The organism is Streptomyces sp. NPDC079141 (genome assembly GCF_040686775.1).
In the GTDB taxonomy this organism is placed as follows: domain Bacteria; phylum Actinomycetota; class Actinomycetes; order Streptomycetales; family Streptomycetaceae; genus Streptomyces.
In genome coordinates, this window is sequence record NZ_JBFBLP010000022.1 from 131145 (window position 1) to 151638 (window position 20494).

The 20494-nt window shown below is 71.6% G+C and carries 16 protein-coding genes and 1 pseudogene; 13 read left to right on the forward strand and 4 right to left on the reverse strand.

The window, feature by feature from the left end; translation table 11 throughout:
- Positions 1–7 precede the first annotated feature (7 nt).
- A complete protein-coding gene (locus AB0Q90_RS37990) occupies positions 8–502 on the reverse strand; it encodes a cysteine dioxygenase family protein (RefSeq protein ID WP_363165960.1) in 495 nt (164 codons plus the stop codon).
- A gap of 717 nt (positions 503–1219) precedes the next feature.
- Here AB0Q90_RS37990 and AB0Q90_RS37995 point away from each other — a divergent pair.
- The 3 genes from AB0Q90_RS37995 (at position 1220) to AB0Q90_RS38005 (ending at position 6785) form a co-directional block, all read left to right on the forward strand.
- The gene (locus AB0Q90_RS37995) at positions 1220–1483 is read left to right on the forward strand and encodes a WhiB family transcriptional regulator (protein ID WP_003975777.1); all 264 of its coding nucleotides are present in this window, start codon (positions 1220–1222) and stop codon (positions 1481–1483) included.
- Between the two features lie 173 nt (positions 1484–1656).
- Complete coding sequence (locus AB0Q90_RS38000) at positions 1657–5298, forward strand: glycosyltransferase (RefSeq protein ID WP_363165961.1); 3642 nt, start codon at positions 1657–1659, stop codon at positions 5296–5298.
- On the forward strand, positions 5295–6785 hold the full coding sequence (locus AB0Q90_RS38005) for a DUF5719 family protein (protein ID WP_363165962.1): 1491 nt from the start codon (positions 5295–5297) through the stop codon (positions 6783–6785). Before AB0Q90_RS38000 ends, AB0Q90_RS38005 begins: the two co-directional genes overlap by 4 nt.
- Before the next feature lie 70 nt (positions 6786–6855).
- Here the strand turns inward: AB0Q90_RS38005 and AB0Q90_RS38010 are convergent, their stop codons facing one another.
- Positions 6856–7305 carry a metallopeptidase family protein gene (locus AB0Q90_RS38010; protein WP_363165967.1) on the reverse strand — a complete coding sequence of 150 codons (450 nt, stop codon included), beginning with the start codon at positions 7303–7305 and terminating at the stop codon, positions 6856–6858.
- Between the two features lie 343 nt (positions 7306–7648).
- On the opposite strand from AB0Q90_RS38010, the gene AB0Q90_RS38015 reads away from it, so the two are divergent.
- The 7 genes and pseudogenes from AB0Q90_RS38015 (at position 7649) to AB0Q90_RS38045 (ending at position 14385) form a co-directional block, all read left to right on the forward strand.
- Positions 7649–8023 carry a DUF3499 domain-containing protein gene (locus AB0Q90_RS38015; protein WP_188289952.1) on the forward strand — a complete coding sequence of 125 codons (375 nt, stop codon included), beginning with the start codon at positions 7649–7651 and terminating at the stop codon, positions 8021–8023.
- A 78-nt stretch (positions 8024–8101) separates the two neighbouring features.
- Positions 8102–8261, forward strand: a pseudogene (locus AB0Q90_RS38020) (L-lactate permease); the annotation flags it as partial.
- Positions 8262–8369: 108 nt separating this feature from the next.
- Positions 8370–9734, forward strand: coding sequence for a phosphomannomutase/phosphoglucomutase (locus tag AB0Q90_RS38025; protein ID WP_363165963.1), 1365 nt, complete (start codon positions 8370–8372; stop codon positions 9732–9734).
- A gap of 734 nt (positions 9735–10468) precedes the next feature.
- On the forward strand, positions 10469–10639 hold the full coding sequence (locus AB0Q90_RS38030) for a Trm112 family protein (protein ID WP_086773532.1): 171 nt from the start codon (positions 10469–10471) through the stop codon (positions 10637–10639).
- 84 nt (positions 10640–10723) lie between these two features.
- Positions 10724–11851, forward strand: a complete 1128-nt coding sequence (locus AB0Q90_RS38035; protein ID WP_363165964.1) for an SIS domain-containing protein — start codon at positions 10724–10726, stop codon at positions 11849–11851.
- Positions 11852–12064: 213 nt separating this feature from the next.
- The gene (gene manA, locus AB0Q90_RS38040; RefSeq protein WP_363165965.1) at positions 12065–13216 is read left to right on the forward strand and encodes a mannose-6-phosphate isomerase, class I; all 1152 of its coding nucleotides are present in this window, start codon (positions 12065–12067) and stop codon (positions 13214–13216) included.
- A gap of 188 nt (positions 13217–13404) precedes the next feature.
- On the forward strand, positions 13405–14385 hold the full coding sequence (locus AB0Q90_RS38045) for a cation diffusion facilitator family transporter (RefSeq protein ID WP_363165966.1): 981 nt from the start codon (positions 13405–13407) through the stop codon (positions 14383–14385).
- A gap of 69 nt (positions 14386–14454) precedes the next feature.
- On the opposite strand, the gene lepB is transcribed toward AB0Q90_RS38045, so the two are convergent.
- Positions 14455–15126, reverse strand: coding sequence for a signal peptidase I (lepB, locus tag AB0Q90_RS38050; RefSeq protein ID WP_363166020.1), 672 nt, complete (start codon positions 15124–15126; stop codon positions 14455–14457).
- 567 nt (positions 15127–15693) lie between these two features.
- On the opposite strand from lepB, the gene ahcY reads away from it, so the two are divergent.
- The gene (ahcY, locus tag AB0Q90_RS38055) at positions 15694–17151 is read left to right on the forward strand and encodes an adenosylhomocysteinase (protein WP_363166019.1); all 1458 of its coding nucleotides are present in this window, start codon (positions 15694–15696) and stop codon (positions 17149–17151) included.
- Between the two features lie 143 nt (positions 17152–17294).
- Positions 17295–17909, forward strand: coding sequence for a hypothetical protein (locus AB0Q90_RS38060; RefSeq protein WP_363166018.1), 615 nt, complete (start codon positions 17295–17297; stop codon positions 17907–17909).
- Between the two features lie 32 nt (positions 17910–17941).
- Here AB0Q90_RS38060 and AB0Q90_RS38065 read toward each other — a convergent pair whose 3' ends face one another.
- Positions 17942–18916 (reverse strand): RDD family protein, encoded by a 975-nt coding sequence (locus AB0Q90_RS38065; RefSeq protein WP_363166017.1) that lies wholly within the window; start codon positions 18914–18916, stop codon positions 17942–17944.
- A 129-nt stretch (positions 18917–19045) separates the two neighbouring features.
- Here AB0Q90_RS38065 and AB0Q90_RS38070 point away from each other — a divergent pair, with 129 nt between their 5' ends.
- Positions 19046–20053, forward strand: coding sequence for a stage II sporulation protein M (locus AB0Q90_RS38070; protein WP_363166016.1), 1008 nt, complete (start codon positions 19046–19048; stop codon positions 20051–20053).
- The last annotated feature ends 441 nt before the right edge of the window (positions 20054–20494 follow it).

Below are 20494 nucleotides of genomic sequence, written 5' to 3' on the forward strand. Positions count from 1 at the left end.
CAACGCGTCAGGCGGTCACGGGACGCGCTTCGCACTGCGCGGCCGTGTGCATGGGCATCTCCGTCAGGCCCGGGTAGTAGACGTGCAGGCTGACCGCCGGCTCCAGCGTGTCGTTGACGACCTCGTGCACGTACCCCGGCGCGAACACCCGCTGGGCGCCCGCCGCCAACGCGCGCGTGCCGCGCGGGGTGTGCTCGGTCAGGGTGCCGTCCAGGACGGTCAGCACGCCGGACGAGGCGCCGTGGTCGTGCAGTCCGCTGCCCTGGCCGGGCACCCAGGACAGCAGCCAGACCTCGTAGCCGGGGCCGGTGCGCAGCCGGTGGTACCAGCGGGTGGTGGCGTCGTACTGGACGAGGTGCTCCCACTGGGAGCGGTCGGCGGCGATGGAGCGGGCCAGGCCGACGAACTCGGCGACGGTGGCCGGGTGCTCGCGCGGTGCCTGGAGCAGGTGCTGGACTTCGAGGATGTCGCCTGCGATCTGGAGGTCGCTGTCGCTGTTCATGGGTGCGGTGGTTCCTCGGCGGAGAGTTGCGGGGGGTGGCTGGGTGTCACGGACCGTCGGCCCGGATCACGGGCGACAGAGATGCCCAGGTGCGGGCGTGGGGAACAAGCAGCCGAGTCTCGGTGGACTCAGAGGCAGCCGGAGCGCGTTCGGCTCAACAGCTGGGACAGCAACAACAGCTACGGCGAGCGTGGGCAGCACCGAGGGACCCGGCGGTGCGGGTCGAGGTGAGTGCCAAGTTCGCGAGCATGCCCACAAGGACAGCGGTTCACACCTCCACTGTCAACTCGACGCCCGATATGTGGGACATGTTTCACCTCATCCGGTTCACCTGGCTGGCGAAAGGTTTGTTCAGGTGCCACCCGGGACACATGGCGCACAACCGGGCGCACAAGCCTCGTTGCGATCCCGTGATCCGACTGTGATCCGGTTCGCTCCGGCGTGCGTGTCGGAACGAGATCGAACTCCTGGGCGTCCTTCTCCGTACAGGCTCTGTGTGGGGTCGGAGGCCCGCGCGGGCCTCGTCTGCATGTCAAGGTTTATGCCGATTTGAACACTTTCCGCTAGGCCTTGGTTCCGCAGAGTGAATAAGGGGCCCAATAGCAGATCTCGGCTTGACTCGCCCGGAGCAGCACACTTGTAATTTCACTCGTGTCGTTCAGCCGAAATCGGTAACGGCTACATCACGGGGACGCGAAAGACAGACGAGGGGCGCACATGACCGAGCTGGTGCAGCAACTGCTGGTCGACGACGCGGACGAGGAACTCGGCTGGCAGGAGCGCGCGCTGTGCGCCCAGACCGACCCCGAGTCCTTCTTCCCCGAGAAGGGCGGCTCCACCCGCGAGGCCAAGAAGGTCTGCCTCGCCTGTGAGGTCCGCTCCGAGTGCCTTGAGTACGCCCTCGCCAACGACGAACGCTTCGGCATCTGGGGCGGCCTGTCCGAGCGCGAACGCCGCCGGCTGAAGAAGGCCGCCGTCTGAGACGAACGGCGCAGACCCCGACGTATCGAACGGCCCGTCGCAGGTGGGTTATCCACAGGCGGCGGGCCGCTGCCATGCCCAGCCGATAGTGTGGTCGCTCGTCCGAGACGCCTCGCCGCCCTCACGCGACGCAGGCGTCCACCACAGTCCACCGAACCGGGGCCCGTACCTCGATGTCCGTGCACAGCCACACGGCAGCCCAGCAAGACACCGCTGCCACACCAGAGTTCCCGCGTCATGTGGTGACCGCGGTCCTCGTCTCCCACGACGGAGCCCGCTGGCTGCCCGACGCGCTCGCCGGGCTGCTCGGCCAGGAGCGACCCGTGCAGTCCGTCATGGCCGCCGACACCGGCAGTGCCGACGACTCCGCGCAGCTGGTCACCGAGGCCCTCGGACCCGACCGCGTCCTGCACCTCGCCCGGCGCACCGGCTTCGGCCAGGCCGTCGAGGAGGCCAACCGCACCGCCCCGGTCCTCACCCCGGACGAGCTGCCCTACCTGAAGCGGCCGAGCGGCTGGGACCCCGTCACCCGCAGCTGGCGCGACGACGCCTACGACCTGCCCGAACTGCCGCACGGCGAGCCGGTGCAGTGGCTGTGGCTGCTCCACGACGACTGCGCCCCCGAACCCGACGCCCTGGCCCAGCTGCTGCGCGTCGTGGACAACGAACGCGAACTCGGCCGCGACGACGTGGCCGTCGTCGGCCCCAAGCTGCGCGGCTGGTACGACCGCCGCCAGCTGCTGGAGGTCGGCGTCTCCATCGCCCACTCCGGCCGCCGCTGGACCGGCCTGGACCGCCGCGAACAGGACCAGGGCCAGCACGACCACGTCCGGTCGGTGCTGTCCGTGTCCACCGCCGGCATGCTGATCCGCCGCGACGTCTTCGAACAGCTCGGCGGCTTCGACCGCCGACTGCCCCTCATGCGCGACGACGTCGACCTGTGCTGGCGCGCCCAGGCGGCCGGCCACCGCGTCCTCATCGCCCCCGAGGCGGTCGTACGACACGCCGAGGCGGCCTCCCGCGAGCGCCGCGCCGTCGACTGCGCCGGCCGCACCACGGCCTCCCCGCACAAGGTCGACAAGGCCGGCGCGGTCTACACCCTGCTCGTCAACACGCGTACCGCCGCGTTGCCCTGGGTGCTGGTGCGCCTGCTGGTCGGCACCGTGCTGCGGACCCTCGCCTATCTCGTCGGCAAGGTGCCCGGACAGGCCGTCGACGAGATCCGCGGTCTGCTGGGCGTACTGCTGCGGCCCGAGCGGATCATCGCCGGCCGCCGCCGCAGGGGCCGCCCGACCGTCGACAAGGGCGAGCTGCGGCCGCTGTTCCCGCCGCCCGGCGCGACCGTGCGGGCCACCGTGGAGCAGGCCGCGGGCAGCCTCTTCGGCAGCTCCGACCCCGAGGCGACCTCCGGCGCCGGACGGCACGGCGGCGGCATCGAGTCCGGACCCGGCGGCGACGACGCGGACTTCCTGGAGATCGAGCAGTTCGCCCGTCTCAAGCGCATCGCCCGCAAGCCCGGCCCGGTGCTCTTCCTGGTGCTGCTGTTCGTCTCGCTCGCCGCCTGCCGCGAACTCCTCGGCGGCGGCGCCCTCGCGGGCGGCGCCCTGCTGCCCGCCCCCGCCGACTCCGCGGAGCTGTGGTCGCGCTACCTCGACGCCTGGCACCCGGTCGGCGCCGGCGGCACCCCCTCCGCGCCCCCGTACCTCGCGATCGTGGCGATGCTCGCCTCCGTGCTGTTCGGCTCCACCGGGCTCGCCGTCACGGTCCTGCTCGTCTGCTCGGTGCCGCTGGCCGGTCTCACGGCCTACTTCGCCTCCCGCCCGCTCGTCGAGTCGCGCCTGCTGCGCGCCTGGGCGGCCGTCGTCTACGCCTTCCTGCCCGCGGCCACCGGCGCCCTCGCCGGCGGCCGTATCGGCACCGCGGTCCTGGCGATCCTGCTGCCGCTCCTCGCGCGCGCGGGCGTCACGGCGGCCGGCCTGGCGAACGCCACGGGCGCGCGTGGCAGCTGGCGCGCCACCTGGGCGTACGCCCTGCTGCTGACGATCACCACGGCGTTCACGCCGATCGTGTGGCCGATCGCGCTGCTCCTCGGCATCGGCCTGCTGGCCGTGCGCCGCGCCGACATCACCGCCTACGGCCTGCGCTTCCTGGCCCAGCTCGGCACACCCCTGCTGATCCTCGCCCCCTGGTCGCTGACGCTGCTCCCGTTCGGCTTCTTCGACGAGGCGGGCCTGGAGTACGGTCCCTCGGCCGCCTCCGCCCTCGACCTGCTGGGCGCCAGCCCCGGCGGCCCCGGCACGGTCGGCGGGCTGATGCTCATCGGCGTCGTCCTGGCCGCGCTGGCCGCCCTGCTGCGCTCGGAGCGCCAGTTCGGGATCTGGACGGCCTGGGCGGTCGCCCTGGTGGGCCTCGTCTTCGCGGTCCTGTCCAACGGTTCCACCTGGGCGGGCCCCGCCACCCTCGTCTACGGCATCGCTTTGCTGGCCGCCACCGCCCTCGGCGCCGACGGGGCACGCGCACGCGTGGCCGAGCAGAGCTTCGGCTGGCGCCAGCCCGTGGCCGCCCTGATCGCCTTCGCCGCCGCCGCGGGCCCGCTGCTCGTCGCCGCCGGCTGGATGATCCGTGGCGCCGACGGACCGCTGGAGCGACGCGACCCGGTGCAGGTGCCCGCGTTCGTCGCAGAGGAGAGCGGCAACCGCGACCAGGCCCGCACCCTCGTCCTCGACAGCGACTCCGCGGCCCACGTCGGCTACACGCTGGTCCGCGGCTCCGGCGCCCGTCTCGGTGATGTGGAACTCTCCGCGGCCGACGGTGAGAACGCGCGGCTCGACAAGGTCGTCGCCAACCTCGTCGCCGGCTCCGGCGCCGACCAGGCCGACCAACTCGGCCAGTTCGCCGTGGCCTACGTCCTCGTCCACAAGGGGGCGCCTCGCGAGGTGACCCGCGTCCTGGACGCCACCCCCGGCCTGAAGCGGCTCAGCGAGCAGAACGGCAGCGCGCTGTGGCGCGTCGACCAGGACGTCGCCCGCGCCATGATCGTCTCCGGATCCGGTGATCCGCAGCCCGTCGCCGCCGGCCCCGTCGAGATCCACACCACCATCCCCGAGGGCAGCGGGAGCCGCGTCCTGCGCCTGGCCGACACCGCCGACGAGGGCTGGACGGCCACCCTGGACGGCAGGCCGCTCACCCGCACCACGGTCGACGGCTGGGCCCAGGGCTTCGAACTCCCCGCCTCCGGCGGCACGCTCGACGTCACCTACGACGACCCGATCGGCCACACCGCCTGGCTGTGGACCCAGGGCTTCCTCGCCCTCGTCCTCGTCGTCCTCGCCCTGCCCGGCCGCCGCCGCGACATCGACGACGACCTTCCCGAGGAGCAGCCCGTCCCGGCCCAGGCCGTGGCCGGCGAGGGCCGCCGCGCCCGCCGTCTGCGCGCCCAGGCCGAGGCCGAGGCCGAAGAGGCGGGCCACGGCGCCGAGTTCCCGGCTCCCCCGCAGGAGGCCCCCGCGGCCGTCCCGCAGCAGCAGTCCTACGGCGACTGGGACACACCGAGTTACGCGGGCACCCCCGAGTACGGCGGCCACGGCGAGCAGTACCAGGGCGGCCAGGCGTACCCGGCGGGCGGATACGAGCAGAACTACCAGGCCGACCCGTACCAGGCAGGCCAGTACGACCCGTACGCGTACGGCGGACAGACCCAGCAGGGGACGTACGACCAGGCCGCCTACGACCAGACGTACCAGCAGGGTTACGACACCGGCTACGACCCGGCGCAGCCGCACGGCAGCGAGCGTCCCGACGGGAGCCAGCAGTGAACCGCACCACCCTCTCCCTGATCGCCGGCGTGACAGCGCTCGCCGCCGTCACCGGGTTCGCTGCGCTGAGCACCCCGGAGGCGTCCGGCACGGACACCGCCAAGGCGGCCGCCGAACTGCCCGTGGAACGCACGAGCCTGCTGTGCCCGGCGCCCAGCACCTCCGACCTCGCCGAGACGACGTACACCTCCTTCACGCCCGTCACCGAGGGCGCGGGCAGCGACGGCAAGGCCGAACTCCAGGCCGCGGCCGAGCAGTCGAAGGAGACGGCCGAGAAGGCCGACAAAAAGGCCGACAAGCCCGTCCTGGAAGTCGAGAAGCCGGGCACCCCGGTCACCGGGGACGCCTCCGGCGCCGACTCGCCCGCGCTCGTGGGCACCGCCGACGGCAGGTTCGCACCCGGCTGGACCGTCCAGGAGACCACGGAGGTCACCGCGGGCACAGGCCGCGGCCTCCAGGGCGTCAACTGCACCGCGCCCGACACGGAGTTCTGGTTCCCGGGCGCCAGTACCTCGGCCGATCGCACGGACTACGTGCACCTGACCAACCCGGACGACTCCGCGGCCGTCGTCGACATCGAGGTCTTCGGCAAGGACGGCGCCCTGGAGACGAACATCCCGGACGGCATCACGGTCCCGCCGCACTCCACCGATCCGGTCCTGCTGTCCACGCTCACGGCCGAGGAGCAGACCAACGTCACCGTGCACGTCAGCGTCCGCAGCGGACGCGTCGGCGCGGCGGTGCAGGCCCTGGACGACAAGCTCGGCGGCGACTGGCTGGCGGCGTCCGCGGACCCCGCGAGCAGCCTCGTCCTGCCCGGCATCCCCGAGGACGCCACCGCCGTACGCCTGGTCGCCTTCACCCCCGGCGGCGCCGACGCCGACCTGAAGGTGCAGCTGGCCTCCCCGTCCGGTCTGATCACCCCCGCGGGGAACGAGACGCTGCACGTGAAGTCGGGCATGACGTCCGCCGTCGACCTCGGCGACATCACGCGCGGGGAGGCGGGCTCGGTGGTCCTGACCCCCACGGACCAGTCGGTCCCGGTGGTCGCCGCGCTCCGCGTCGTGCGGGGCAAGGGCGCCAATCAGGAGACGGCGTTCATCCCCGCCACACGATCGGTCGGCACGCGTGCGACCTCCGCGCAGAACACCGCCAAGGGCACGGCTCTCGCCCTGACCGCCCCCACCGCCACGGCCCAGGTCAAGGTCACCGCGTCGGCGGGCAGCGAGGGCGGTACGGCGGCCCCGAAGACGTACACGATCAAGGCGGGCACGACCCAGCAGCTCGAACTCCCGGCCCCGACCGGCCTGAAGGGCACCTACGCCCTCACGGTCGAAACGGTGTCGGGCGGCCCGGTCTACGGCTCCCGCACCCTGTCCGCCGCCCAGGGCGACGTCCCCGCCTTCACGATCCAGCCCCTGTCGGACGACCGGGGGATGGTGGAGGTACCGGAGGCGGACGAGGACCTGGCGGTGCTGCAGAAGTAGGACGGTGCCGCTCAGCCGCGGGCGGCACCTCGCGGGCGCCGGGCTGTGCGACCCACCGCAGGGCCCCGGCTCAGTCCTCCCCGTACCGCGGATCCACGGTCTCCGGGGTGAGCCCCAGCAGCTCGGCCACCTGCTCGACGACGACCTCGTGCACCAGCGCCGCCCGCTCGTCCCGCCCTTTGGTGCGAATCTCGACAGGCCGCCGATAGATGACCACGCGCGCGGGCCGTCCCTCACGCGCGGAGATCGTCCCGCCCAGCGGCACCGCCTCGTCGTTCCAGGCCTGCCCCGGCCCGTTCAGCGGCGGCACCTCCAGGACCAGGAAGTCGATGTCGGCGAGCTGCGGCCAGCGCCGCTCCAGCCGCTCCACGGAGTCCTGCACCAGATCCGCGAACGCCTCGGCACGGCTCGCGGCGAGCGGCACCTGCGGCGGCGCGATCGGCCCGCGCATGCCCCGCCCGTGGCGATCACGACGTCGGGGCCCGGGGCCTGCGGCACGGGGCGGTACGGAGTTGTCCATCACTGGTGAAGCGTAGTCCTCACCGGGACCCCACGCCGCGCCACCGCACGGCATCGGAACGTCGCGGGACGGCCTCGCGCGGCATGTCGCCGGATGACCATTCCAGCCAAGGTTGGGCTCGTTTCCGTATCCCTCCAAGACCGTCGATCTCAAGGCAATTGACGGGGTTTGTGCCGAGTGGTGACCGGATCCAGCACCGCCCGACCGTCCGAAAATGACCGTTCGTGCAGGTCAGAGAGGTGCGTCGGAAGAGGCGTGTGGGGCGGTTCACGGCACGACACGGTGGAGTGACCTGGGGGAGAGTCGTCGCGGCCCGCTCAAGAGTGCGGTACCGTCCAACGTCGTGAGCCCTGTACGTCGCTGTTCGCGCACCGCTTGCGGCCGCCCCGCCGTCGCGACGCTGACGTACGTCTACGCCGACTCGACCGCGGTCCTCGGCCCGCTCGCCACCTACGCCGAACCCCACTGCTACGACCTGTGCGCCGAGCACTCCGAGCGCCTCACCGCCCCGCGCGGCTGGGAGGTCGTCCGCCTCCTCGACGGCTCGGCCCCGGCCCGTCCCAGCGGCGACGACCTGGAAGCGCTTGCCAACGCCGTGCGCGAGGCGGCCCGTCCGCAGGAGCGCGCCGCGGAAGCCGGCGGCGGGGCGCGGGCGGCGGACCCGATGGAGGTCGCACGCCGCGGCCACCTGCGCGTGCTGCGCTCGCCGGACAACTGAGCCGAGTCGCAACCCGTCGCGTTGCCGCTCGGCAGGTCTGTCCGCGCTCGTCGCGGACACCTGGCGGGCCTGACGGGTCTTCTGGCGGCCGCACTGGTCGCCTTCGGCGCGATGGGCACGCCGTCGTGACGCTCGCTCAGGTCACCGGACTGCCTCTGGACTGGACGACGTCGCCTCCGTGCTGGGCCGTCAAACCCCGCTGCTCGCCCTGCTGGTGCCGCTCGTACTAGTCGGGCTGCCCTGACCTGAGGTTACGTCTGGGAGTCCACTCAGGGTCCGCACAGCACGGTGTCAGTCCTTGCGGGTAGTTTGTGAAGACCGATAGGACTTTTCAGGAAGGTTGGCCGTGGCTGCTGATCTGTCACAGCTCGTGAAGGCTTACGACGTGCGCGGCGTCGTCCCCGACCAGTGGGACGAGACGCTCGCCGAGCTGTTCGGGGCGGCCTTCGCCCGGGTGACCGGCGCGGACGCGATCGTGACCGGGCACGACATGCGCCCCTCGTCCCCGGGCCTGGCGGCCGCCTTCGCGCGCGGAGCCGCCGCCCAGGGTGTCGACGTGACCGAGATCGGCCTGTGCTCGACCGACCAGCTGTACTACGCCTCCGGCGCGCTGGACCTGCCGGGCGCGATGTTCACGGCCTCCCACAACCCGGCCCAGTACAACGGCATCAAGATGTGCCGCGCGGGCGCGGCCCCCGTCGGCCAGGACACGGGCCTGTCCGAGATCCGCGAACTCGTCGAGCAGTGGATGGACACGGGCGCCCCGGAGCCGACGGCGACGACGGGAACGATCACCCGGCGCGAGACGTTGGAGGACTACGCGGCCCACCTCCGTTCGCTCGTCGACCTGACCTCCATCCGCCCGCTGAAGGTCGTGGTGGACGCGGGCAACGGCATGGGCGGTCACACGGTCCCCACGGTCTTCGCGGGCCTGCCCCTGGACCTGGTCCCCATGTACTTCGAGCTGGACGGCACCTTCCCCAACCACGAGGCCAACCCGCTCGACCCGGCGAACCTCGTCGACCTCCAGAAGCGCGTCCGCGAGGAGTCCGCCGACCTCGGCATCGCCTTCGACGGCGACGCCGACCGCTGCTTCGTCGTCGACCGGAACGGCGACCCGGTCTCCCCGTCCGCCATCACCGCCCTGGTCGCCTCCCGCGAACTCGCCCGGCACGGCGGCAAGGGCACGATCATCCACAACCTGATCACCTCCTGGTCGGTCCCTGAGGTCGTCAAGGAGAACGGCGGCACCCCGGTCCGCACCCGCGTCGGCCACTCCTTCATCAAGGCCGAGATGGCCCGCACCGGCGCGATCTTCGGCGGCGAGCACTCCGCCCACTACTACTTCGCCGACTTCTGGAACGCCGACACGGGCATGCTGGCCGCCCTCCACGTTCTGGCGGCCCTCGGCGGCCAGGAGGGCCCGCTCTCCGACCTGGTCGCCCAGTACGACCGCTACGTCGGCTCCGGCGAGATCAACTCCACGGTCGCCGACCAGGCCGACCGCCTCGCAGCGGTCCGCTCCGCGTACGAGTCCCGCGACGATGTCACCCTCGACGACCTCGACGGCCTCACCGTCTCCGCCACCGACTGGTGGTTCAACGTCCGCCCCTCCAACACAGAACCCCTTCTCCGCCTCAACGCCGAGGCCCGCGACGAGCCGACCATGGCAAAGCTGCGGGACGAGGTCCTGGCCATCATCAGGGCCTGACGGGACACCACCACCGGGTCGGGCACACCTCGGAGGGCCCGCCCTGTCGAGCCCATCCGGCTCCGTACACAGACCCGCAGCCGCCCCATGCCCCACCCCGTGGGGGGTGACATTCCCACGGGGCCATGTCTCGGCGGGGCCCGCCCGCTCTGTCGCCCCGGGGCGGGCACGTCTCAGCGCCGGTCGGTACATCCGCCCCGTCCGGCGTTCGAGGCCAAGCCCGCAACCGTCCCGAGCCCCCACCCACCCGCAGGGGGTGCAGCCCCGGGGCGGGCACGTCTCGGCGCAGGTGGGTTCACCCAACCTGTCCGGCGTTCGAGGCCGAGCCCGCAACCATCCCGAACCCCCACCCACCCGAAGGAGCGCAGCCCTCAGCGGCGGCGCTTCTGGGCGTCGGTCGGTATTTCCAGCCCGTCCGGCGTTTGAGGACGAGGCCGTTCAGGCCGATGGGGTCCAGGGGCGGAGCCCCTGGTGGGGTGCAGGGGCGAAGCCCCGCCGGGGGTTCAGTGGGCGGAGCCCCTGGCGGGGTCGAAGGGGCGGCAGCCCCTGGGGACGGGAATGGGTAGGGGCGGCGGGGGCGAAGAACACCCCGCCGCCCACCCGCCGCAACCCCATCCCGCCCAACCCCGGCACCCCGCCCCCACCGGCGGTAACCTGACCAGGCACATCCACAAACGCAGACGTACACGTACACGCACGCACACGTACGCGTACCACCCCCGAAGGGACCCCCCATGCCGCTCGAAGCCGGCCTCCTGGAGATCCTCGCCTGCCCGGCCTGCCACGCCCCCCTCAAGGAGCAGGACACCGAGCTGATCTGCACCGGCCAGGACTGCGGCCTGGCGTACCCGATCCGCGACGGCATCCCCGTCCTGCTCGTCGACGAGGCCCGCCGCCCGGCGTAACAACCCCCGGAGCTCCACCCAGAACCGCCCCGCAGAGCGCCCCGCCCAGACGCAGACGCCCCGGCGAATCGGAGGCTGCCGCCCATGCTCGACGAATCGCTGCTCGACGCCCCCGAGGCACTCTCGGAGGCCGACCGCCGCGCCCTGCTCCGCGGCGCCGCCGAAGCCGGCGCCCGAGTCCGCACCGCCGCCCGGCACGCCACCGAGGCCGGCGTCACGGACCTCAAACCCGACGGCCGCCCCCGCGCCGTACTCATCGCGGGCCCGGGCGCCGCGGCCATCTGCGTGGCCGACCTCCTCGGCACCCTCGCCGGCCCGGGCAGCCCCGTGACCCGCCTCGCGCCCTCCGGCGTCGCCCCCGCCGCAGGCGCCCTGCGCTGGGAACTGCCCGGCTGGGCCGGCTCGGTCGACCTGCTTCTGATCACCACCCCGGACGGCACCGAGCCGGGCCTGTCCCTGCTCGCGGAGCAGGCCTACCGCCGCGGTTGCACGGTCGTGGCCGTCGCCCCGCCCCGCACCCCGCTCGCCGAAGCCCTTGAGGCCGCCCACGGCCTGTTCGTCCCCATGGCGACCGCCCCGTACGAACAGGACGAACCCCTCGCCGCGTCCGCCCCCGGCGTCCTGTGGGCCCTGCTGACCCCTCTCCTCGCGCTCCTCGACCGCATCGGCCTGCTCACCGCCCCGCCCGACGGCCTCGCCAAGATCGCCGACCGCCTCGACCACATCGCCGAACGCTGCGGCCCCGCCATCGCGACCTACAGCAACCCGGCGAAGACCCTGGCCGCGGAGCTTGCCGACGCCCTCCCGGTGATCTGGACCGAGGGCACTTCGGCAGGACCGGCGGGCCGCCGTTTCGCTGCCGCCCTCGCCGAACTCGCCGGCCACCCCGCCCTCGTCGCCGAACTGCCCGAGGCGCTCGCCACGCACAGCGCCCTGCTCGCGGGCCCGCTGGCCGCCAGCGCCGACCCCGACGACTTCTTCCGCGACCGCGTGGAGGAGGCCCCCGCCCTGCACGCGCGCGTGGTGCTCCTGCGCGACCGCCCCAGCGAAGGGCTCAGCGCCGCGCCCGCCGCCCGTGACCTGGCCCTCAGCCACGACACGCCGATCAGCGAACTGGAACCGGAACCCGGCGGCGAGCTGGAGACCCTCGCGGAACTGATCGCCATCACGGATTTCGCCGCCGTTTACCTGGCGCTCGCTTCGGGGGCCTGATCTTGCCCACGACGCACTGACCGCCGCAGGACGCCCCGACGCCGTACGGGAAGCAGGACAGCGCCCCAACTGCCGTACAGACGCGGGGCGGGCGCCCCTGACCCCCGTACAGACGCAGGCCGGCGCCCTGACCGCCGTAGACAAGCGGGGAGGGCGTCCTGACCGCCGTAGACAAGCGGGCGGGCGCCTTGACCGCCGTACAGAAAGAATCCGATGGACCGCCTGGACAACACCATCCGCCCCTACGCCTGGGGTTCCACCACCGCGATCCCGCAGCTGCTCGGGGTCGAGCCCACCGGAGAACCGCAGGCGGAGATGTGGATGGGCGCCCACCCGGGCGCGCCCTCGCGCACCGGCCGGGGCACGCTCGTCGACGTCATCGACGCGGATCCGGAGAAGGAGCTGGGCTCCGCGTCCGTCGCCAAGTTCGGCCCGCGGCTGCCCTTCCTGCTGAAGATCCTCGCCGCCGGCGCCCCGCTCTCCCTCCAGGTCCACCCCGACCTGGAGCAGGCGAAGGAGGGGTACGCGGACGAGGAGCGCCGCGGCATCCCCGTGGACGCCGGTCACCGCAACTACAAGGACGCCAACCACAAGCCCGAACTCATCTGCGCACTCACCGAGTTCGACGGCCTGTGCGGCTTCCGCGACCCGGTGCAGGCCGCCGACCTGCTGGACGGCCTCGGCGTCGACACCCTCAAGCCGTACGTCGACCTGCTGCACGCCCACCCCGAGGACGCGGCCCTGCGCGAGGTGCTCACCGCGATCCTCAGCGCGGACCCGGAGGACATGACCCGCACGGTCACCGAGGCCGCGGCCGCCTGCGCCCGCCTCGGCGGCGACTACGCGCCCTACGACGACATCGCCCACCACTACCCGGGCGACCCCGGCGTCATCGCCGCGATGCTGCTCAACTACGTCCGACTCCAGCCCGGCGAGGCCCTGTTCCTCGGCGCCGGCATCCCGCACGCGTACCTGAACGGCCTCGGCGTCGAGATCATGGCCAACTCCGACAACGTCCTGCGCTGCGGCCTGACCCCCAAGCACGTCGACGTCCCCGAACTCCTGCGCATCGTCCGCTTCGAGGCCGCCGACCCCGGCGTCCTGCGCCCGGAGGCCTCCCCGGACGGCGAGGAGGTCTACGAGACCCCCATCGACGAGTTCCGGCTGTCCCGGTACGTCCTCCCGGAGGGCACCGCGGCCCACGACCTGACCCGCCCGACCCCGCAGATCCTGCTGTGCACGGCCGGCTCCGTTCGCGCGGGCGAACACACCCTCGCCCCCGGCGAGTCCGTCTTCGTGCCCGCGGGCGAAAAGGCCGAAGTGTCCGGGACTGGAACGGTCTTCCGGGCCACTGTCGTCGCCTGAGCCGTCGTTCGAGTCGCCGTCCGGGGCGCCGTCCGAGGTCACAAAGCGGTTGCCCCGCCGGCCCATCGGACGGTCCGGCACTTCACTGTCGCACCGGGCTGCAACAATGACCCACCGGCAAAGGCTGGGCAAAGCCCACGAGGGGCGAAGCCCTGGACGGCGTACGTACGAAGGGACAACGCGAACACATGAGCGCGTCAGGCGGCACCAAGGCGATCGTGGCGGCACTCGCCGCCAACCTCGCGATCGCGGTATCGAAGTTCGTGGCGTTCCTCTTCAGCGGTTCGTCCTCGATGCTCGCCGAGTCGGTCCACTCGCTGGCCGACTCCGGCAACCAGGGTCTGCTCCTGCTCGGCGGCAAGAAGGCCCAGCGCGAGGCGACCCCGCAACACCCCTTCGGCTACGGCCGCGAGCGCTACATCTACGCCTTCCTCGTCTCGATCGTCCTGTTCTCCGTCGGTGGCATGTTCGCCATCTACGAGGGCTACGAGAAGATCAAGCACCCGCACGAGATCGAGCACTGGTACTGGCCCGTGGGCGTGCTCGTCTTCGCGATCATCGCCGAGAGCTTCTCCTTCCGGACGGCCATCAAGGAGTCCAACGTCCTGCGCGGACGGAAGTCCTGGAAGGAGTTCGTCCGTCACGCCAAGGCGCCCGAGCTGCCCGTCGTCCTCCTGGAGGACCTCGGCGCGCTCGTCGGTCTGATCCTGGCCCTCGGCGGCGTCGGCCTGGCCCTCGCCACCGATGACGGCGTCTGGGACGGCATCGGCACGCTCTGCATCGGCGTCCTGCTCATCCTGATCGCGCTCGTCCTGGCCGTCGAGACCAAGTCGCTGCTGCTCGGCGAGGCCGCGGGCGTCGAAGAGGTCCAGAGGATCGAGGCCGCGCTCGTCGACGGCGACACCGTCACCCGCATCATCCACATGCGCACGCTGCACCTCGGCCCCGAGGAGCTGCTGATCGCCGCCAAGATCGCCGTTCAGCACGACGTCACGGCCGCCGACATCGCCGCCGCCATCGACGCCGCCGAGCTCCGTATCCGCGAGGCGGTCCCGATCGCCCGCGTCATCTACCTGGAGCCCGACATCTACAGCGAGGCCGAGGCCGCCAAGGGCCCGGACCGCGAGGCAACGCCCGGCGGCCCGGCGCCGGAGAGCGCCGGCCACTGACGGCTTCCACGGGAGAGGGGTCCGCCGAGTCACTCGGCGGACCCCTCTGTCACACATACGGCGGCCCTGTCACATGTGCGGCGGCCACAACGACGCCTGCGCCGCCGGCCGCAGCCGCACGACCCGTGCCCCGATAGCGAGGGCGAGCCCCAGGACGGCGAGCAGCAGCCCGAGCAGTGTGCTCGCCCCGAGCAGCAACGGCCCCGCATAACTGTCGATCACCCGGCCCCGAACGGCATCGACGGGAAACGTCCCGCCGTGGTCGTCGGCGAAGGCACGGGAATCACGCGAGTTCTGCCGGTGATCGCCGAGCAGGAACAACCGCCCCTCGGGCACGGTCACCGCGTACGGCTGCCCCGTCCCGTCGACGACGCCGTCCTTCACGTACGACTCGTGCAGCGGCCGGCCATTGACGGTGATCGTCTCCCGCGGCGTCCCCAGGCCCGTGCAGCACACCACACGGTCACCGCCCACGCCGATGACCCGCTTCATGGCGTCAACCCCGGTCCCGTAGTGCTCCGGCGCGGAGAACAGCACCACATCGCCCGGCCGGACCTCGTCCCCGCCGATACGCTCGGCGACGATCCGGTCCCCGGCGGTGTACGTGGGCGACATGCTGTCGGCCCCCACCCTGGAGAACACATAGTCCGTCCTCAACCAGACGAGAGACCCCGCCACGAGGGCCAGCCCGAGAGCACCCACCACCCACGCGGTCACGACAAGGCTGCGCGCCGTACCCATCACCACTCCCTCCCCACGCGGAAGATCCGCAGCCGCAGAGAGTATCGATGCGCCGTGAACCCGCCGAACGGGCCCGCGCCTTGACCGACGCGAGCCTGCCCTCACCCGCGACCGCCTCCGGTACGGCGATCATGAACACGAGCCCTGCCTTCGTACCGTCCAGAAAGCCCCACTCGACGCCCTCCGCGGACCGCGCGCACCCCACCACCACCGCGTCCTCGACCCCGGCGACCCCGGCGATCGCACCGGCCACCGCGCCGCCGAACATGTTGGCGGGAAGACCTGCACGGGCCGCGCCGCCTGCCGCGAGGCCTCGAAGAGTGACGAGCGAGTGCGGAGGCGGACTGGGGCCGCAGGGTCGACCGGTGTAGCTTGGGACGGAGCCAGACGTCGCTGCTGATGGCGGTCGGGCGGTCCCGACGCGGACCGACCGAGGGAGAGAGGGCCTCCGACGGACTGCGCTGCGCGTACGCGGGCATGCCTGTGTCCTCTTCGGGCACCCCTGTGTCCGCCGCCGCGCAGACCAGCCGTACCCACCCTCGACCCAATCCCGAGGAGCAGCTCCCCATGACGACTGTCGACAAGCGACAGGACTTCAAGGTCGCCGACCTCTCCCTGGCCGAGTTCGGCCGCAAGGAGATCACCCTCGCCGAGCACGAGATGCCCGGCCTCATGGCGATCCGCAAGGAGTACGCCGAGGCCCAGCCCCTCGCCGGCGCCCGTGTCACCGGCTCCCTGCACATGACCGTGCAGACCGCCGTCCTCATCGAGACCCTGGTCGCCCTCGGCGCCCAGGTCCGCTGGGCCTCCTGCAACATCTTCTCCACCCAGGACCACGCGGCCGCCGCCATCGCCGTCGGCCCGAACGGCACGCCCGAGAACCCGCAGGGCGTCCCGGTCTTCGCCTGGAAGGGCGAGACCCTGGAGGAGTACTGGTGGTGCACCGAGCAGGCGCTGACCTGGCCGGACAGCCCCACCGGCGGCCCGAACATGATCCTGGACGACGGCGGCGACGCCACCCTCCTCGTCCACAAGGGCGTCGAGTACGAGAAGGACGGCAAGGTCCCCTCCGTCGACACCGCCGAGTCCGACGAGCACCGCGTCATCCTCGAACTCCTGCACCGCACCATCACCGACGGCTCGCAGAAGTGGACCCAGCTGGCCTCCGAGATCCGCGGCGTGACCGAGGAGACCACGACCGGCGTCCACCGCCTGTACGAGATGCACCGCGACGGCACCCTCCTGTTCCCGGCGATCAACGTCAACGACGCCGTCACCAAGTCGAAGTTCGACAACAAGTACGGCTGCCGCCACTCCCTGGTCGACGGTATCAACCGTGCCACCGACGTCCTGATCGGCGGCAAGACCGTGGTCGTCTGCGGCTACGGCGACGTGGGCAAGGGCTGCGCGGAGTCCCTGCGCGGACAGGGCGCCCGCGTGATCGTCACCGAGATCGACCCGATCTGCGCGCTCCAGGCGGCGATGGACGGCTACCAGGTCACGACGCTCGACGAGGTCATCGACAAGGCCGACATCTTCGTCACCACGACCGGCAACAAGGACATCATCATGGCCTCGGACATGGCCAAGATGAAGCACCAGGCGATCGTCGGCAACATCGGCCACTTCGACAACGAGATCGACATGGCCGGCCTCGCCAAGGTCCCCGGCATCGTCAAGGACGAGGTCAAGCCGCAGGTCCACACCTGGACGTTCCCCGACGGCAAGGTGCTCATCGTCCTGTCCGAGGGCCGCCTGCTGAACCTGGGCAACGCCACCGGTCACCCGTCGTTCGTGATGTCCAACTCCTTCGCGGACCAGACCCTGGCCCAGATCGAGCTGTTCACCAAGCCCGACGAGTACCCGACCGACGTCTACGTGCTGCCCAAGCACCTCGACGAAAAGGTCGCCCGCCTCCACCTGGACGCGCTCGGCGTGAAGCTCACCAAGCTCCGCCCCGAGCAGGCCGCGTACATCGGCGTCGAGGTCGACGGCCCGTTCAAGCCGGACCACTACCGCTACTGAGCCGGAGTCTGTGAGGAGCGCGCCCGTGCACTGACGCACTCCTCAACAGCAGGCCCTCAGGGCAGGCCCCCGCACCCCCGTGTCGGGGGCCTGCCCGTCTGGCCCTTCGCGGCCGGAGCAGCCCGTCAAGATCCAGGACCCCCATGCCCCGCGGCCGTTATTCGCTCCACGATCCGCACGATCACACCCCCCTCGCAGAAGAGCACTTCCACTGCGCCCCCGGCCCCTCCGGCTGGCGCTACGTCTCCCAGCTGACCACCCCCTCGGGCGATCACAGCGGCTCCGTCGACCTTGCCCTCGACGAACTCGGCCGCCCCATCCGTCTCGAACTGCACGCCGCCGGCTGGCAGGTGCGCGGCGCCGCCCTCGACGGCGTCACCTGGGTCCGCACGGACCCCACCGGCGTTCATGCCACGGAAGGCAATGTGCGCGCCCACGCCTTCACCGGCACATCCCCGGCGTTCCTCATCGCCACCGCTCGTCTCCTGCGCCTCACCCCTTCCGCCTCGGCCACCCGCGTACGCCTCGTCGCCTTCACGGACCCCGTGCTCGCCCCGCGCACCGTCGACCAGTCCTGGGCCCTGATGAAAAGCGAAGCACACGCCACTGACAACGGCCGTCTGACCGTGGACGAATACCAGGTCACAGCCCTGGACACGGGCGAGCAGCACGCCGTGCACATCGCAGGCGACGTTGTCCTCGCGGCTCCCGGCATCGAGCTGGAAGACCTCGAATCGCCCCCGTCGTCGTTCGCCTGAGCCGCCGCAGGAACGGCCCCGCCAACAGCGGGTTACGCCGGCGGCACGAACCCGGTCGCGGGCCCTTCGGCAGGCGGCTCCTCCTGCGGCGCCGGGGGACGGGTGACCTGCGTGGCGGGCTGGGGCGTGGGCGCAGATGCCGGAGGCGCCTCGAACGCAGGCCGAGGCGCGGGCTGTGCCACGGGCGGCCCGTAGGGACTCGGGGCGGGAGCTGCGGCCGCGGGCCCGCCGGTGACAGACGGCGCACCCGCAGCCGACCGGTTCGCGAAGGCCCGCCGAGCCTCCCGAGCCTGCCGCTCCTGCAATACCGCGGCCAGATACGCCGCCGGCGGCACACCCTGCGGCGCCGGCGAGCCCGTACGAACCGCGACATCAGCGGCGAGCCGCTCCGCCATCGCAGAACCGACCTGCGGATCCAACTGCCGCATCCGCGTCAGGTACTGGCGGACGGCAAGCCACAGCCCGTCCGGTACCGCCGACAGATCGAGCTCCGAGAACCGCCCGGCCAGCCAGGGCGGGGGAGGCGGCACGAAACCGCTGCGGGCGTACGGCACCCGCTCCCGGACGACGAGCGTCCCCGCGAACACATCCCCGAGCCGCCTGCCGCGCGCCGACACCAGCGAGGCGATACAGGCCACGACCCCGAACGTCAGCAGAATCTCGATCACACCGATCGCACCCCGCACCAGCGCATGCCGGAACCGGATCGGCCCGCCGTCGTCCCGCACCACACGCAACCCGCAGGCCAGCTTCCCGAGCGAGCGCCCATGGCTGAGCGTCTCGACCGCGATCGGCCCGCCGACCAACACCAGAACGAACGAGGCGATCGACAGCGCGGTCCGCGCTGCCTCGTCCAGCGAGGCCGAGGCCGCCAGCAGACCCATCGTCACGGCGACGAAGACAGCCACGGACACGATCAGATCGAGCAGCACGGCCAGCGCCCTGCTGGGCAGCCTCGCGGGGCGCAGCTCAAGCGCCACCGCCTCGCCCGTCACCAGCTCACTCACGCCCGCCGTCCTTCCCTGACCTGCCTGTGGAACGGCCAGTCTGCCAAGCTGAGGGCACATCGCGCCCCAGTACGACAAGCTGACATCCACGACGAGTCGCCGACGAACAGCCGAGGAGCAGGCACGCAGATGGACCTCGACGTATTCGTCACCGCCCACCGCGCCGAGTGGGATCGCCTGGAAGCTCTTCTCCGCCGCCAGCGCCACCTGACCGGAGCGGAGGCCGACGAACTCGTCGCCCTCTACCAGCGCACCGCGACCCACCTCTCCCTGATCCAGTCCAGCGCCCCGGACCCCCAGCTGACCGGTCGGCTCAGCCAACTGGTGGCACGCGCGCGTAGTGCCGTCACAGGCACCCGCCGAGCGTCCTGGCGCGATGTGACCCGCTTCCTCACACACGGCTTCCCGGCCGCCGTCTACACATCGCGGCACTGGTGGGTACCCACAGCACTGCTGTCCATCCTTGTCTCAGCGCTCCTGGGCTGGTGGATCGGTACGACCCCCGAGGTCCAGGCCTCCATCGCGCCCTCTGATGAACTGCGCGAGCTGACTCGCCCCGGCGGCCAGTACGAGTCCTACTACTCGACTCATCCCGCGGCTTCCTTCGCGGCCCAGGTCTGGACGAACAATGCCCAGGCCGCTGCGCTCTGCCTGGTCCTGGGCGTCTTCCTGGGGCTCCCGGTCATCTGGGTCCTCTTCCAGAACATGCTCAACCTCGGCGTCGGCTTCGGTCTGATGTCCTCCGCAGGTCGCCTCGACACCTTCCTCGGCCTCGTCCTGCCTCACGGTCTCCTCGAACTGACCGCGGTCTTCGTAGCCGCCGGCACAGGCCTCCGCCTCGGCTGGACCGTCATCGACCCGGGCCCGCGCACCCGCCGCACAGCCCTCGCCGAAGAGGGCCGAGCCGCCGTGGGCATGGCCATAGGCCTCGCCCTGGTCCTGTTCGTCTCCGGAGCCATCGAAGGCTTCGTCACCCCGTCAGGCCTCCCCACCTGGGCCCGCATCACCATCGGAGTCATCGCCGAGCTGGCCTTCCTGGCCTACGTCTACGTCCTCGGCGGTCGTGCCGTCCGAGCCGGCACCACGGGCGACGTCGAGGAGAGCGAGCGCAGCGCCACTCTCCCGACAGCCGCCTGACGGCGCGACACGCTCGATGTGCAGACACCCCCGATGAGCTGCTAGTCTCCTCTTCGCCCCAAGAGAGCCGTTGACACGGATCGACCGGGGAGGTAGATTCGAACAGTTGCCTGGACTGGACCTGATCCGGTCGGCAGCGGTGAGTGTCTGTCTGCTTCTAGAAGCATCGATGTATTCGATCCTTGAAGAAGCCCCTCCCGATGAATCGGAAATGAACGGCCGGTTAGACCGGCCCGAAAGTTCTGATAGAGTCGGAACCGCCGGAAAGGGAAACGCGAAAGCGAGAACCTGGAAAGCACCGAGGAAATCGGATCGAGAAAAGATCTGATAGAGTCGGAAACGCAAGACCGAAGGGAAGCGCCCGGAGGAAAGCCCGAGAGGGTGAGTACAAAGGAAGCGTCCGTTCCTTGAGAACTCAACAGCGTGCCAAAAATCAACGCC